We start from the raw sequence: 16,295 nt of genomic DNA, 5'->3' as shown, positions 1-16,295 counted from the left end.
AAAACTTCGTACACTATTAAAATGTAAGAGTTGTAGTTTAAGAGTAATTTGTTTTTTGCATTTTGCAAATCAAAATGAATATAAACATTTACAAAGTCCAAGTATCAATACTTTTAGTTAACGTTTGAGGCTTATCTAGCAGGTACCCCTGAGCTATATCGCAACCAAGTTGTTCTAATATTTGTAATTGCTCATTCTCTTCAATACCCTCTGCTACCGTTTGTAAACCCAATCGTTGAGCCATCGCAATAATTGCGCTACATAACGTAAAGTCTTCATTATTAGTTGCAATACCACTTACAAAACTGCGATCAATTTTTAAACCATCAATATCAAATTGACGAAGTAAACCTAAAGAGGCATACCCAGTGCCAAAATCATCAATCCACACCTTTACGCCTTCTTTATGGAAGTTTTCAAACGCCTTAGCTATTTTATCAGGACTATGAATGAGCGCTGTTTCCGTTAATTCGACTTTAATAGCCTGTGGTGGTATTTGGTGCTTTTCTAGCAAAGACATTACTTTTGAAAACACATCACCATCTAAGATTTGTAACGGTGAAATATTTAATGAAACAGCAATATCTGTCATACCAAACTGCCGCATATGCTTTAAATCAGACAAGCATTGCTCAAAAATCCAGTCACCTAATTCTAAAATCATTCCCGATTGCTCTACATGAGGGATAAACTCATCAGGGCCAACAATGCCAAAGCGCGGTGATTGGCACCTTACTAGCGACTCAAAGCCGACCAGCTTTCCAGATCCCAATGATACAAGCGGTTGATAAACCATTTTAAAATAATTATTTTGCATTGAATCAGACATGATCCTCTCTAACTCATGCCATCTTGCTAGATTGACTGGTTTTTCCGATTCTAGGTATTTAAACGCACTCATGATTTTGCCCCGGTTTCACTCTTAGTGACTTATTATATTAAAGAGCAATTTACAGGCCATTTTAAATACAAAAAAACAGAAATAAAAACCAATATATTCAGGTAGTTAAATTAGAAGATTAAATGGATTTACTTCTCCCATTTCATTCGCATTTTGCAATTCAGTTTGCAATGCAGCTAAATTGGCAAGTGAGCGCTTAATCGAGCTTATAAAACACAGATAAGCCAGTTAATAGATACTGACCAAAGCTAATATTAGCAATTGTATATGAGAAAAGAGAAAGTTTTGATAAAACCCTGTTTAGGTTAAGCACCATCTAAATTTAAGAGAATATAAATAATTTTATGGGGAGGGATTAAAAAGTTAAATTGGTGGTAGGAACATAAAAAAACGCAGGCAACTATAAATAGTTACCTGCGCAAAAGTCTCTAGTTTGGAAGAGTGTCGTTATTTTCGTTTTTAGAAGAAGTTACATGTTGTGCATAGTTGGTATTTTGCGAGTCAAACGTATTACTCATCAACTGAGCGTTTTCAACATCAGCTTGTGTAAAAGTAATTGGCTGAATATCTGCCAGCGGTTCAATCGAATCGCTACCTCGTAAAACTGTTATACCTATTACTAAAGTGGCAACAAGCAAAATTGACAAAACCATAATTTCAGGTGTTAGTACCCAATTGTTACCTTTAGGCTGTTGTTTGGCTTTTGTGTTTGTTTGCATATTGCACCCCTTAAAAATTTAACTAAATTCGTCTTGATTTGATATTTAATATATTGCGAAAGTCGTGCCAACCAGATAACAACTTTACAAAAAAGTAAAAACCTTACAAAATCATGTCGTTAAAATAAATTAAAGGTATGATTGAGTATTTAAATAAAGTTCATAACATTTTATTTTTATTTTGAATTGCAATTTGCGAATCAAATTAAAAAAACACACACTAAAAACACTCATTAATTACTAAAAAATAAATTTAACTTACCCCTAAAATACTAGGTTAATTTCTCCGTTTATCAAGTTTTATGCAACACAAACCCACTTTTTATATTGTCTGTTGATCTTTGCGGATTAAAATTCGTTCAAACTACAGGCGGTTTAATCCCGGCGCGAGGTTTATAACCCAGCGGGTTCTGTAACAGCTCCTGCGTTACCCTACTAACTTACATCGATGTAAGACCGAGCGAAGCTTCTGCGTCCTGCTCACGCCCCTTACCTACATCCATGTTGGCAACAAAGAGTAAATAGCCCCTAGGAAGATCCCTTTGGGCAGCGCCTGTTTGGCATTAATGCTACGTTATCGCCCATTTATGGAAAATAACCACACTGCATAGGCTCAACTTTGCCTAAATACCAAACACACTGCTACAAATTTAACCCTAAACGTTTAACAAACCCTAGCCTTCATTGCTCAACTCAGCTTTTCCCAAACTTGCGCTAAACGAGAGAGCTTTAAATGTTTAGATTCAATAACCTGCTCTGGGGCATATTTATCAAGTAATAAATAAAGTGTCTCACTTACAATTGGCTTAGCTAAATAGTCATTCATCCCCGCGTCTATAAATCGCTCTTTATCACCATGAATCGCATTTGCAGTGAGTGCTATTATGGGGGTGGCTATACCTAACTTTCTGATTGCTTTAGTTGCAGAAATCCCATCGAGTATTGGCATTTGGATATCCATAAAAATAATATCAATTTCATCGTTTTGCGCCTTTATTATTGCCTCTTGACCATCACTAACAATATATACACGGCAACCTTTTTGTTCTAAAAACTGTCGAATTACAACTTGATTATTCGTATTATCTTCAGCAACTAATACCTTGGTTCCGCTTAACTGAGTTAACCCTAAGGGGCTTTCTAAAGTTTCTTTTTGCTCACGATTGGTAAATATAATATCCAAATGAAACAACTGCTCTTCTAATAAACTAATTGCCCGTAGTACATGGGATACTTTATAAGGGCCATTTAACCTGAGCTCTCTGTCGTTAATATTTTGCGGTAATAAGCTTTTACCTAGCAAATCTAGGATGAGTAAACACGGTGAATTAAGGGAGTTGTATGTATTTATACGCTCGCGTGTTTGGGCTAACATTTGAGGATCAGTTAGTACAATTGCATCAGGAAAACTATCGTACTTGGGTATATCTGGGCATACTTCGTAGTGTTCAAAAGTGATAGAAAACCGAGTGAGCGTATGCTCCAAGGCTGTTTTTAGAATTTCGTGATTTCCTACTATCCATACTTTTGGCTTTTTACTTCGTGCTGCAAACCCTTCTCTTAAAATTGAGTCAGTTGTGTCTATTTGCAGCGGGTAATTAACTACAAACTCGCTTCCTTTATTAAACTCAGAACTAACCGAAATATCTCCACCTACTACATCACAAATTTGCCTACATATCGCAAGCCCTAAGCCACTCCCACCATGCTTTCGAGTAATTGAATTATCGGATTGAATAAAAGGCATAAACATACTGTCAATTTTATTTTTAGCAATTCCCATACCCGTGTCTTTTACAGATATATAAAGGTTTAAATTATTACCTTCAATATGAGTGCACTTAACAGTAACCGTTATTACACCATGTTGAGTGAACTTAATCGCATTGGCTAATAAATTTATGACTATTTGTCTTATACGGGCATGATCACCAATTACTTGAGCTGGTACATCAGGATAAAAATCAAAAATAACCTCAAGCCCTTTTTGTAAAGCGCTTTGGGAAATTATATCTATTGCCTCTTCAATACACGTATCAATACTAAATGGCTGATTATTTAGTGTTATGGCTTGTGCTTCAAAACGTGAGTACGTTAATACATCGTCCAATACACTTAATAGCGCGTCAGAACTTGTTTTAATCATTTGTGTATAGCGCATTTGTTCAGAAGTTAAACCGGTATGATGCAAAATATCTGCAGATCCAATCACAGCATTTAATGGTGTGCGAATTTCATGACTAATATTTGCCATGAATCGGCTTTTTGACTCCGCTAGGGTTTCTGCCTGATGTTTAGCTTCAAGTAATATTTGCTCGCTTTCAATACGCTCTTGTATATCCACAAGTGTCGCAGCAATTGATGATAAATCACTTTCGTAGCCACCAACAATTGGAGTAAGTGTAATTTCGACCCAGTTATTTATACCTTGTGCATTAATTAAACGTATATCAAAGCGACGTATATCACGCTTACCTTGTTTATAATCAAGTAAAGTGCTACTAATTTTTTCTACATCTTCTTTTGCTATAAACTTAATTATAGGTAAACCAAGGCTCTCATCTACCCTGCTGTGTAGCACTCGCTGCCATGCTTGATTTATAAATAATAGATTGCCAAATGTATCAAGGCGTAAAACAATATCAGGGATATTATCAACGACAGAGTGATAATTATATTCTATCTCTGCCATTGCTTGTTCGGCTTTAACTCGCTGCGTAATATTAGTTTCTATAGCGATAAAGTGCTTTACTTGGCCTTCATCATCTCGCACTGGGTTTGCATCAATAGCAACCCAATAAATATTACCGTTTTTATCGTAATTTGTAGTTTCAACTTGAAAAGGAAGTCCATTTTTTACGGCATGAGACATGACCTTACGGCTTTTTTCACATGTTTTTGGCCCTTGCAGTAAATGACCAGGACTGGTGCCTATAACCTCATCACAGGTGTAACCTGTAAGTACTTCAAAACTATTGTTAACCCACTCAATTACGCCAAATTTATCTGTAATTATTACTAAGTTATTTGTATGACTCGCAACAAGCGATAAGCGCTTTACATATTTTTGCTGTTGCGTTAGTAAAAATTGAGAATCTTTATGGCGTTGAATGTCATAGAGTGAACCTATAAAACCGCTTTTTTCATCATAAACTAGCCTCAACTCAAACCAGTTTAAGAGTCCATGACTATTTTTTATTTGTATTTCTACACTAGGAGTCTGCTTTCCTTCAAGCAAACAACAACTGTATGCAACAAAATGCATAATATCATCGCAATTCATTAACTTAGTGATATTAGAACCAATTAATGAATCGCTTGAGTAACCTAGTTTCTTCTCCCATGCTTCGTTAATATAGGTAAGATTTAAATGTTTATCACACTCAAAAATACATTCATCTAAAATAGCTAATAGCTTTGCTTGACGTCGATTACTATTGGAGAGCTTTTCGACCAATGCATATTGGATTTGCACTTGTAGTTCATCGTTGTTATCCATGCTCTCTCCAATGCTTAATAAAAGTTTTACTATCACAAACTCGCGCATAAAGAGGAAAAACCTCTTCACAGTAAAAAGTTTGTTCAAAAGGAGTGCGACTCGATGTGCAGTCACTTAAAATAGTGACGTTAAAACCAAGTTCAACAGCCGTACGCGCAGTTGAGTCAATACAAATAGAAGTCACCGTACCGGCTAAAATTACATTAGTGACACCATGTTCTTTGAGCTTTTGCGCTAGAGCAGTATGTGTAAAAGCATTTAAACCTCTTTTCCCAGGCACCACTTCTATAACATTGCTAAAAAAATCTAGCTGCTCAATGGTTTGAGCGCCGTACGAACCTGCTTTAAATGCGCCCACATCAGCAATAGCTTTTAATATGCCAATCGGATTTTTAAGCTCACTGTAGTTTTGTGTAAAATGAATGGGTGTATTAACAACTAACGCAAATTGCTCTGCACAGGCGGCCAATAAAGAGAGTGTATTTTCTACCACGCCAGTAATTCTTGACGACTCTTCAACCACGTCATACAAAATACCTTTTGGTGAAAAGTAATCATTTTGAAAACCAATCAAAATAAGCGCTGTTTTAGAAAAGTCATGCATCATTGCCACCTTATTAACCAATTTAAGACGCTAATTGCCAAGGTTTAATAAACTTTTCGAGCACTGCTTTGGTCACTGGTTTTTGTAAATAGTGCGTAATACCTTTTTCAAATAACTCAGCTATCTGCTCATCCCCTGTTAGTCCCGTTAAAATAACTTTGGGTGTATCATTATTAGGGGTATTTTGACGCACCAATTGCTGTGCTACGTCACTGCCAAACATTCCTGGCATGCGCTCATCTAAGAGCAGTAAATCAAATGGTTCATTTTGAGCAAGCGTTAAGGCACTAGCGCCATTTTCTGCACATGTTACTATGCAGCCCAGCATTTCGAGCATCACTTTTGTTGCAATTTGGCTTGGTAAGCTGTCATCTGCCACTAATACAGATAAACGTGTTTGCGTATGAAATGTTGTTAAAATAGTAATTAGGTCAGTATCAAAAAATGGCCAACCTAATATTTTTTTAGATAGTTTATTCTCTTGGCTCAGCTCACTAATGTCGCTAATAGTGCATAACTTTATGTGTCTATTTATGCTGTCACCATTTAGTTTATCAGTTAGCGCATCACCACTAAGGTGACGTAAATCTTCAATCTGTACCGTTTCCTTAAAAGTGCTATTGAATAATTTAAAATTTAAGCCAAAGCGCTCATGGGTATTATCCGATGTTATTAAACAACTTTTAAATAACGCCTCACAATCAGTTAGAACGTCTATATTTTGGCTAATATCTAGTGCCAAACTAACAGACTCTTTTGTTGCTAAAAGCCCATGAAAATCCAGCGTGCTTACTTGCTCAGAATCATCAATCTGATAATGAAGACTAACCCCTTGTATATTTGCTTCTAGGTTAAGTAAAAAGCTCTGCTTAACAGATGCTAGCGCTGGAATCAGAAATTCCTCGCATTGCGCAATCATTTGCTCAAGAGGGATTTGCAAACAAACGTAGTTACATTGCAACTTATTAATTAAAGTAACTGAAAAATTTCGATTTTGGGTTTCACAATATTTACCGATTACCCCTTGGATAATTTCTAACACGTGACTATTAATATTCATAAAGTATTCTCCTTAACCCAATGTATACCTCTTAATCATCAAGTTATGTGCCACAAATTAATTCTTGTAAACACACTTGCATTCATATACTTAAGTATTAGTCAGACAACGCTTTAGTTTCTCATTCGCATTTTGCAAATCATATTGCTGTGCAATATATGATTTATGGTTTTTATTAGAATGGTGTAATCGATTTTTTTTGCTTTAAATAATTTTTCAATCATTTAAACTGATTTTAATCAAATTGAGGAGAAAGCTATGTTAACTGTAATTTTTGGCCGTGAAGGTTGTCCATATTGTGTTCGTGCAAAATATGTTGCGGAGCAACTATCAAATGAACGTGATGACTTTAAATTTCGTTACATCGATATAATTAAAGAAGGCATTAGTAAGGCCGATCTTGAAAAGTCAGCTGGTAAACCTTGCCCTACCGTTCCACAAATTTTTGTGGATCAAAATCACATCGGTGGATTTACAGAATTTGAAGCTTACGCAAAAGAAAACCTAGGCTTGTACAAATAAGCGTTGTATTAAATATGTTAACCAGTTTAATAAACCCCAAATTAAACTGGTTAAATTTCGACCAACATCAAACACATAGAAATTAGTTTCAATTTATACAAGCATTTGCCTCGCGAATCCTATATAATGCGCGCCTCTTTAAATTCGTTGAGGCGTATTAATGTCAGAACCAGTCACGTTTGAATCTCTAAATCTTTCTCCTGCAATTTTGAAGGCAGTTGAAGAGTTGGGTTACAAGACACCATCTGAAATCCAAGCTCAATGTATACCGTTATTGCTAGAAAGAAAGGACGTACTGGGACTAGCTCAAACGGGTACAGGTAAAACCGCAGCATTTGCACTGCCATTACTAAATAATATTGACCCGTCTGTGAAACAGCCACAGATCCTTGTACTCACACCAACACGTGAGCTTGCGATCCAAGTTGCTGAGGCATTCGAACAATATGCTAAACATGTTCGTGGTATTGAAGTATTGGCACTATATGGTGGCCAAAGCTACAGTATCCAATTAAGCGCACTTCGTCGTGGCGCTCAGGTTATTGTTGCAACTCCAGGTCGTTTAATCGATCACATTAACCGTGGCACTATCAAGTTTGATGCTCTACAAGCACTTGTACTTGATGAAGCCGATGAAATGTTACGTATGGGCTTTATCGATGATGTAGAAAGCATCATGGAAAAAACACCGCGCGAAAAGCAAACATGTCTTTTCTCTGCGACTATGCCTAAGCAAATTCAAAACATCAGCAGCAAGTATATGAACAATCCTGAACAGGTTCATATTTCTGCGCGTAACTCTACAGTATCATCTGTTGAGCAAGTGTTTTGGAATGCAAGCGTACATAAAAATAAAGCAATTGTTCGCTTCTTAGAAGCTGAGCAATATGAAGGTGCTATTGTTTTCGTACGTACGCGTAACGATACAGTACAACTTGCTGAGTTATTAGAGCGCGAAGGTTTCTCTGCTGCTCCACTTAACGGTGACATGAACCAGCAAGCACGTGAACGCACTGTAGATCGCTTAAAAAGTGGCATGCTAAACATTGTTATTGCAACAGATGTAGCGGCACGTGGTCTAGATGTTGACCGTTTAAGCTTAGTTATCAACTACGATATCCCACAAGATTCTGAAGCCTACGTTCACCGTATCGGCCGTACAGGTCGTGCTGGTCGTACTGGTAAAGCAATCTTATTCGTAAAACATAACGAACGTTATTTACTTAAAAATATTATTCGTCATACGAAGTCTGAAATTGCTCAAGTTGAATTACCTACAGCAAAAATTGTTGAAGAAAAACGTATCGAAGCGTTACAAGCAAAATTAACTATTGCGCTTGAAAACAAAGACATCACGTTCTTCAATGAAGTAGCTACTAACATGGCTGAAAAACTTGACCTTCCTCTTGAAAGCTTAGCGGGTGCGTTACTGTGTTTAGCACAGCAACAGTCGCCAATTAAAGTTGAAGAAGTTAAGATTCAACCTCGTGAACGTAACGAGCGTAACGACCGCAATTCACGCAACGATCGTGGTGACCGTGGACGTCGTAACGAACGTGGCGGCGAACGTGGTGGAGAGCGCGCTGAGCGTAAACCTCGCGAACGTAACAGCCGTGATGCAGGTCCTATGGATACGTACCGTATCGAAGTGGGTCGTGAACATGGTGTTCAGGTTAAAAATATTGTTGGCGCTATCGCTAACGAAGCTGACATATCAAGCAAGTTTATTGGTGATATTCGTCTACACGACAATCACAGCACGGTTCAATTACCGCAAAACATGCCTAAAGATGTACTTGATCACTTCCAAAAAGTGTTTATTTGTAAACGCCCTATGGGCTTAACAATTACAACTGATCAAGGCCCTGCTGAACCACGTGGCGAACGCTCTGAGCGTCCAGCTGGTGATAAGAAACGCAGCTTTAATAAAGATGACGGCGCACGCGGTGATAAGCGCAGCGGTCCTCGTAAAGAACGTCGCCCTGTAAGCTTCACAGCTAAATAAGCAACGACTCTTTAATAAAAAAAACCTTGCCACGAAAGTGACAAGGTTTTTTTGTTTTTAAGCTGCTGCTACAGTGAAAACAAAGTAAACTTTCGCGTCAATTCAATAGCGGCTTGAGATAGTTTTTTTATCCTGAGTTCGGGTTGCTTAATGCCTATAAATACATTTCTCTGATTTTTAAAATAACAAAAATTCTGTAAACTAGACAAAGGCTATAGTTCACGGACGAATTAAAAATTGAAAAAGATTTACGACAACTTGCTCCTTGTAGCAATAATACTCCCCATTTTATTATGCATCACTCTTCCTATTTTAATGGACTTTACAGATCCACCATTCATCTCAAATGAACTATACGACGTTGTTTTCTTTATAACCCTCCCTATTATCTGTTGTGCGCTATTTATCTATCTAAATATACTTATATTTAATGAATATAAACGCTGCAGTAAATATAGAGAATCACTTAAATACAATTTCTCAGATACTAAAATAAAATTAGCATCCATTTTCATGTACCCATTATCCCCTTTATTAGTCTATGGAATACTCTATATTTTTATCTCTGATCCTATTAAATTATGGGCTTACTACACGCAAGGCGACTATTGGTATAAAGAATACATCCTGACCGATGTACAAGAGTGTGGCACTGAGTATGAAGATAGCTGTACTCGTTTATACTTCAAAGAGCCTAAAACGAATAAGATTCATGATTTTAGGTGGTATGACGATAAGTCTACAATAATGAACAATAAAAATGATCATGTGTATATTGTTGGAGAGGCCAGCTTATTTGGCTATATAGTGAGAGATTTAGAAAGGTAACTTAGACTTACTTTTACATTACAGAACTTTTATTTAAAAACCTCACTCAAGTGAGTGAGGTTCATAAAGGTTTAGGCTAAGGCAATGCTGGATAAATGTAGCTTGCATCTAAACCTAAAGGAATACCAAGTGCCCAGTAACCTAATAAAAAGATACTCCAGCCAATCATAAAGGCAATTGAGTACGGCAGCATAATAGCAATTAAAGTGCCTATACCTGTGCCTTTGACATACTTTTGACAGTACACCACCACTAATGGGAAGTATGGCATTAACGGTGTAATAATATTAGAGCTTGAGTCACCTACACGATAAGCGGCTTGAGTTAAGTCTGGCGAAATGCCAAGTTGCATTAACATCGGTACAAAAATGGGGCCAAGTAACGCCCATTTTGCTGAACTTGAACCTACAAACAAGTTAACAAAGCCAGTTAAAAAGATAATGCCTACAACCGTTACTGCACTTGGCAATTCCATCGCCTTTAATAACTGCGCACCTTCAATTGCGAGCAGTGCACCTAAATTTGATTTACTAAATGCAGCAATAAATAGCGAACAGAAAAACGCCATGACGATATAATATGCCATACCGCTCATCGCTTTACTCATAGCATCAATCATATCTTTTGAAGTTTTAAAAGTGCCTACCGTAAATCCATATACAGTGCCTGGAATCCAAAAAAGTAAAAATATTAGTGGCACAATTGATTGCATTAAAGGAGAGCTAAAATTAGTAAGGGATCCGTCACTACTGCGCATTGCAGAATCGTCTGGAGCAGAGACAAATGCTAATAACGCAAGTCCTGCAATCATCACGGTACTGGCTATATAAAAGGCCCGTTTTTCATCACTACGTGCATCTTCAAATACAGGTAAATCCTCTTTAGCACCATCAATCGCTGTTTTTTGTAAACGTGGTTCAATAATTTTATCGGTAATGTACCAGCCTAATGCCACAATAAATAAGCTAGATGCTGAAGCAAATGCCCAGTTATTTAACGGGTTAATTGTTATTGCAGGATTAATTATTTGCGCCGCACTTTGGGTAAAACTTTGTAGTAATGGATCAATCCCTGATGGAATAAAGTTAGCCCCAAAACCACCACTGACTCCTGCAAATGCAGCTGCAATACCCGCAAGCGGATGGCGTCCTGCTGCATAAAATATAACACCGGCAAGTGGAATAACTAATACATAACCTGCGTCAGTAGCGGTATGGCTCACAATGGCCACTAAAATGATTGAAGGCGTTAATAGCTTTTTAGGAGTCACTTTAAGCATTAACTTAAGGCCGGTATTAATAAAGCCCGAATGCTCTGCAACACCGACACCTAACATAGCTACTAAAACAACACCTAAGGGAGCGAAGCCAGTAAAGGTTTTTACCATAGAGGATAAAAAAGTAGCGAGCGAATCACTTGCCAGCATATTATTAATAATAATCGCTTCACCGGTACGTGGGTCAATTGCATCAAAACTCACGCTTGAAAACCACCACGACAAAAACCAAATTAATAACATTGCAAACAGAAATATTACGGCTGGATCTGGAAGCTTATTTCCTACTCGCTCAACAAAATTTAAAAAACGCGCTACAACCCCTGAAGGTAAAGCGTCTTGATTATTATTCATTTTTATTGTTCCTAAAATTTATTTTAGTAACAATATCGCATAAAAACAAAACAGTAAATTAACATGGGAATGTGCTTTAAAAGTTTTGGGCACAAAAAAACACGATAGTGATAAACAAATCGTGTTCTTTTTGCCACTTAGGGTTAAGCAAGGGCTTTAACTTCATCCCACAAGCGTGCAACTAATGCCTTGTCTTCTTCGTTAAGCTCGCCGTTGCGATATGCTTTAACTAAGCTTTGCTCTACAGTTTCGTTTAGCTCATCTATACTGATTGTCAGCTTTTCTACTTCGGCATAACCAACTGCAAGATCAAAATGACCTCGTAAATAGCCGCCAGCAAATAACTCATCGTCAGTTGCTTTTATTACTAAATCATCGAAGTACTGCTGGGCTGCATCGATATAGTTCACTAAACTCATTTATTAATCTCCTGGTTTTGCAAAGCACCTGTATTTTCAAGGTTTTGGTGCCCTACTGCATACATAATATGGTCGTTAAATCCGGTGGTTACTTTAATATAACCGGTTAATTCATCATCTAATTCGCCATCGCCGGTGTCACAAATAAGGGGGCGGCTATTAAGCGCTTGTAGTTTTGTTTTTGTTGCTACTACAATAATGTTTTCTTTGCCAATTGCACGTATAAGCGCAGGGCTCAATTGCTGATTACCACGGCCAAAAATATGCCCTTGCCCGCCAATGAGCGTAATGACTAACTTAGTACTTTGATCATGTGTAAGCTCAAGTAATTGCTTAGCCGTTAAATCTTGAGCAACTAAGGTTTGATCTTTTATTAAATCAACACCAAGTAACGTATTTTCAAGCCCCATTTCTTCCATTATGGCTTCAACCGTTGAGCCGCTACCCATAATATAAAATGTGTCTTCATCCATTTGCGATACAACATGCGCTGCAATGTCGGCAAGTACGAGTTCGTCGGTTTCTTTACCGCCATTTTTAACCGCTTGCATATAGCGTACTTCGCTAGGTGTTTGCATTTCGCCGTAGCGTTTGGCTTTTACTGTGCCTTGCCTGAAAGCATCTTCATCTATATCCATTACATCTGCATCGGCTAAGGTAACTAACTCACCCTTAACCAGCATTTCGACTACGCGCCCTGCAGCCTTTGGCGTGATAGCGTAAACACCAGAATGAATTTTACAACCTGCGGGAATACCAAGTACGGGAATGGTATCCTCTATTGCATGGCAAATGTTACGTGCTGTACCGTCGCCTCCGGCAAATAAGACTAAATCAACACCAGAGTTTTTAAGTATTTTTGCGGCTTGTTCTGTGTCATCCGGGGTTGTTATTGCTGAAGTGTTGTATACAACCTCTACATTAAAGCCCAAGACTTTTGCTGTTTGCTCACCCATGTCACCGTTAACGGTGTAAATGGTTAAGCGCTCTTTATAAGGCAATAGCACTTCAAGCGCTGCTTTTGTGCGGCTATTTGCTTTGGGTTCTGCACCTAATTCAATTGCTTTAGCGGCTGTGTTTGCGCCATCACTACCTTTTAAAGCAACTGTGCCGCCTAAACCTGCTACAGGGTTTACAATTAAGCCTAATTTAAACGCCATTACAAAGCTCCTTTGGATGCTGCCAATTAAATTGCTGCGCTGTTAATGGCCACTGTGTATTGTAAAAATCACACAGTGCTTTTAAAAGTGATTCTGTACGGGAGTTAAAGCCATTTTCGATTAGCGATAATACCTGTGCATGTACTCGCTGCTGAAAATCAAACCGACATGTTTGCTCGCCGTTTAAGTTATCCACCGACACATTAAAATTAAACCCTGCTGCGGTGCTTAATAACCACTCGATGGCTTGGGGCTTTACTTCTACCTTTTCAAACTCAGCTTGTTTTTGTTTGTCGCGCCCATCGGGGCAGTACCAATAACCGTAGTCTTCTTGTAAACGACGTGCATCGCCTGCTACTAGCCAATGTGCAATTTCATGCAGTGCACTCGCGTAAAAACCATGAGCGAATACAACCTGATGAAAAGGCGTTGTATTATTAGCTGGAATATAAATAGGCTCGCAATCGCCTTTTATCAGCTGTGTATTATAACTTTGATAAAAAGTGCGTTCAAAAATTGAAATTAGATCAGCTATTTGATGCATAAAAATTGATTAATTCGTCTCGGTTACAGCGCCATATTAGCGCACTAAAAACGAGACGAATTGTACGGGCTTTTACAACTAAAGTAAAAATAAGGCGTGATAGTAAAATATAAGCGGACTAATCTTTCACTTTATTGATATTTTTAATAATACCTAAACAGTAAAGCGTATTGGCAAGTTCTTTACGCTGTGTTTTTTCACTTGAGGTTTTATTGGCTAAGCTAGTTAACATATCGTACCGTTTACGTAGAGTTAGTATATATCTGGCATGCTTACGGCATTCAAAACAACGTGTACAGTGTGAATCGACCCAAAAATCAAGTACCTCAAACCAATATTGCTGCTCTTGAGCAAAAAAAATAAATGCCTTAGAGCAACTTTCGCACTTCTCTTCAATATCAACATAAAGTGTTCGAGGAAAAATAGCATAATTTTGCTTTTTTATATCAGCCAATATTGCCGTATTAGGGAAGTATTTAAGACTCGAGTAACGCCAATGCCCTTTCTTTATCTCCTCTATTGTCACTGAGGTATTTGTAGTTATTGGTCTATTGCCATACCTTAGGTGGTTAAGGTACATATATCTACCTATTTTAAATTCACAGCTTACATCTTAAAAGTAAGCTAAATAAAAGCAAGTTAAGGCAAAATCAATAATACGTAGTTATTATCCGAATTTAGGTATAAGTAATTTCTACACTTTGAATAATTTAGCCCATTAAATACATTCGGCATTAGCATTACTTAGTGTTCTATGCCCTCTGATTTTACCTGCTTAGCTATATGTTTTTTTAACAAACGGGTATTACGCGTGTTAGCTTTAAAAAACGCATCAAAAATATCACCAAAAAATGGTACCAAACCGCCCACAAAATCTATGAGCATATTAATGATCATTTTAGTCTTTATACGTTTACTCACACCTAAACGCTGCGCTTCTATCAGCACATAGCTTGATAAAATTAGCCCTGCGGCATCACCTATTACAGGGATTAAACCAATCACCGCCTCCAAACCTATATTAAATTTAGTAAAAGGAATACCAATGCTGCTATCCGTTAACTTACTGAAACGTTCTAAGCGGGCTATTGCAGCTTGGGCTTTTATTTGTGAGTGTTCATTAATATTATCGTTCATGATTACTACCCTCCTTCTTGCAGTATATAGGGCTTACTTGAACAACTCCTGAAAGGCTTTAAACTAAATTACAGACATAAAAAAACGCGGTAATTCGCGCTTTTTATAATTATAAATACTTACACTGAGCCGTTAATTGGCCCGTGCTGATGATTTACATGCGGATTTTGTCCGCGTTGACGCAGTAAGTGGTCCATTAAGGTAATGGCCATCATTGCCTCAGCAATCGGGATTGCACGAATGCCCACACACGGATCGTGACGACCTTTAGTGATCATCTCTACCGCTTCGTTGCTTGTATTAATACTGTTACCTGGGATGGTAATGCTCGACGTTGGTTTTAGCGCAATAGAAGCAATAATATCTTGCCCTGTCGAAATACCCGCAAGTACGCCACCAGCATGATTTGATGTAAAACCTTCAGGGGTTAGCTCGTCGCGATGCTCAGAGCCTTTTTGCTCAACTACGTCAAAGCCATCACCAATTTCAACGCCTTTAACCGCGTTAATACTCATTAATGAGTGCGCAAGTTCGGCGTCAAGACGGTCAAATACTGGCTCTCCAAGACCAACAGGTACATTGCTTGCCACTACTTTTACTTTAGCGCCAACTGAGTCACCTTGCTTTTTAAGGTCACGCATATATTCGTCAAGCGCTTCAAGCTTACTTGCATCAGGGAAGAAGAATAAGTTATTTTCCACTTCATCCCAGTCAAACGTTTCCGCCTTAATAGGGCCAAGCTGACTTAAGCATGCTTTAACTTCAATACCATGAAATTGCTTTAAGTATTTTTTAGCAATAGCACCTGCCGCTACGCGAATCGCGGTTTCGCGAGCAGATGAACGACCGCCACCGCGATAATCGCGCAAGCCGTACTTATGCCAATACGTGTAATCGCCATGACCTGGGCGAAATACATCTTTAATTTTACCGTAATCTTGCGAGCGTTGATCGGTATTTTCAATCAATAAACCAATGCTGGTACCTGTGGTTTTACCTTCAAAAACGCCTGCTAATATTTTTATTTGATCGCTTTCACGGCGCTGCGTTGTATAACGGCTTTGGCCTGGTTTTCGGCGATCTAAATCAATTTGTAAGTCGGCCTCTGTGATTTCAAGACCTGCGGGAGTACCATCAACAACGCCGCCTAATGCAACGCCGTGGCTCTCACCAAAGGTGGACACTTTAAATAACTGCCCAATGCTATTACCTGCCATTAACTTTCCTCATTCCTAATGACTACCAATAGCCAAGCACTTGGCTTGGC

General features: G+C 38.1%; 15 protein-coding genes. 3 read left to right on the top strand and 12 right to left on the bottom strand.

Annotated elements, in window-relative coordinates:
* Positions 1–88: 88 nt before the first annotated feature.
* From H5122_RS00320 to H5122_RS00300, 5 genes are all read right to left on the bottom strand, one after another.
* The gene (locus tag H5122_RS00320) at positions 89–829 is read right to left on the bottom strand and encodes a bifunctional diguanylate cyclase/phosphodiesterase (protein ID WP_182671381.1); all 741 of its coding nucleotides are present in this window, start codon (positions 827–829) and stop codon (positions 89–91) included.
* Positions 830–1,329: 500 nt separating this feature from the next.
* Positions 1,330–1,620 (bottom strand): hypothetical protein, encoded by a 291-nt coding sequence (locus H5122_RS00315; protein ID WP_182671308.1) that lies wholly within the window; start codon positions 1,618–1,620, stop codon positions 1,330–1,332.
* 688 nt (positions 1,621–2,308) lie between these two features.
* Positions 2,309–5,119, bottom strand: coding sequence for a PAS domain-containing hybrid sensor histidine kinase/response regulator (locus H5122_RS00310; protein WP_182682045.1), 2,811 nt, complete (start codon positions 5,117–5,119; stop codon positions 2,309–2,311).
* Entirely contained in the window at positions 5,112–5,723 is a 612-nt protein-coding gene (locus tag H5122_RS00305) for an isochorismatase family cysteine hydrolase (protein ID WP_182682043.1), read from the bottom strand. The genes H5122_RS00310 and H5122_RS00305 overlap by 8 nt, the downstream gene beginning before the upstream one ends.
* Before the next feature lie 22 nt (positions 5,724–5,745).
* Positions 5,746–6,783, bottom strand: coding sequence for a response regulator (locus H5122_RS00300; protein WP_259395742.1), 1,038 nt, complete (start codon positions 6,781–6,783; stop codon positions 5,746–5,748).
* 258 nt (positions 6,784–7,041) lie between these two features.
* On the opposite strand from H5122_RS00300, the gene H5122_RS00295 reads away from it, so the two are divergent.
* From H5122_RS00295 to H5122_RS20115, 3 genes are all read left to right on the top strand, one after another.
* Positions 7,042–7,305, top strand: coding sequence for a GrxA family glutaredoxin (locus H5122_RS00295; RefSeq protein WP_182682041.1), 264 nt, complete (start codon positions 7,042–7,044; stop codon positions 7,303–7,305).
* A 160-nt stretch (positions 7,306–7,465) separates the two neighbouring features.
* On the top strand, positions 7,466–9,310 hold the full coding sequence (locus H5122_RS00290; protein ID WP_024606656.1) for a DEAD/DEAH box helicase: 1,845 nt from the start codon (positions 7,466–7,468) through the stop codon (positions 9,308–9,310).
* A 513-nt stretch (positions 9,311–9,823) separates the two neighbouring features.
* Complete coding sequence (locus tag H5122_RS20115; protein WP_259397659.1) at positions 9,824–10,138, top strand: hypothetical protein; 315 nt, start codon at positions 9,824–9,826, stop codon at positions 10,136–10,138.
* 76 nt (positions 10,139–10,214) lie between these two features.
* On the opposite strand, the gene H5122_RS00280 is transcribed toward H5122_RS20115, so the two are convergent.
* From H5122_RS00280 to aroC, 7 genes are all read right to left on the bottom strand, one after another.
* The gene (locus tag H5122_RS00280; protein ID WP_182682038.1) at positions 10,215–11,768 is read right to left on the bottom strand and encodes an AbgT family transporter; all 1,554 of its coding nucleotides are present in this window, start codon (positions 11,766–11,768) and stop codon (positions 10,215–10,217) included.
* Positions 11,769–11,911: 143 nt separating this feature from the next.
* Positions 11,912–12,187: a YfcL family protein gene (locus H5122_RS00275; RefSeq protein ID WP_024596509.1), complete on the bottom strand. Its 276-nt coding sequence runs from the start codon at positions 12,185–12,187 to the stop codon at positions 11,912–11,914.
* Positions 12,184–13,347, bottom strand: coding sequence for an ATP-NAD kinase family protein (locus H5122_RS00270; RefSeq protein WP_182682036.1), 1,164 nt, complete (start codon positions 13,345–13,347; stop codon positions 12,184–12,186). The genes H5122_RS00275 and H5122_RS00270 overlap by 4 nt, the downstream gene beginning before the upstream one ends.
* Complete coding sequence (locus H5122_RS00265; protein WP_182682035.1) at positions 13,337–13,891, bottom strand: elongation factor P hydroxylase; 555 nt, start codon at positions 13,889–13,891, stop codon at positions 13,337–13,339. The genes H5122_RS00270 and H5122_RS00265 overlap by 11 nt, the downstream gene beginning before the upstream one ends.
* Positions 13,892–14,009: 118 nt before the next feature.
* Positions 14,010–14,471: a zinc-ribbon domain containing protein gene (locus H5122_RS00260; protein ID WP_182682033.1), complete on the bottom strand. Its 462-nt coding sequence runs from the start codon at positions 14,469–14,471 to the stop codon at positions 14,010–14,012.
* Between the two features lie 164 nt (positions 14,472–14,635).
* On the bottom strand, positions 14,636–15,028 hold the full coding sequence (locus H5122_RS00255) for a DUF4112 domain-containing protein (protein WP_182682032.1): 393 nt from the start codon (positions 15,026–15,028) through the stop codon (positions 14,636–14,638).
* 119 nt (positions 15,029–15,147) lie between these two features.
* Positions 15,148–16,245: a chorismate synthase gene (aroC, locus tag H5122_RS00250; RefSeq protein ID WP_002962170.1), complete on the bottom strand. Its 1,098-nt coding sequence runs from the start codon at positions 16,243–16,245 to the stop codon at positions 15,148–15,150.
* Positions 16,246–16,295: the final 50 nt, after the last annotated feature.

Origin of the sequence: Pseudoalteromonas sp. SG43-8 (genome assembly GCF_014164245.1) — a bacterium.
Classification (GTDB): domain Bacteria; phylum Pseudomonadota; class Gammaproteobacteria; order Enterobacterales; family Alteromonadaceae; genus Pseudoalteromonas; species Pseudoalteromonas distincta.
The sequence above is the reverse complement of the archived record's forward strand: the minus strand, read 5'-3'. Positions and strand labels throughout refer to the sequence as shown.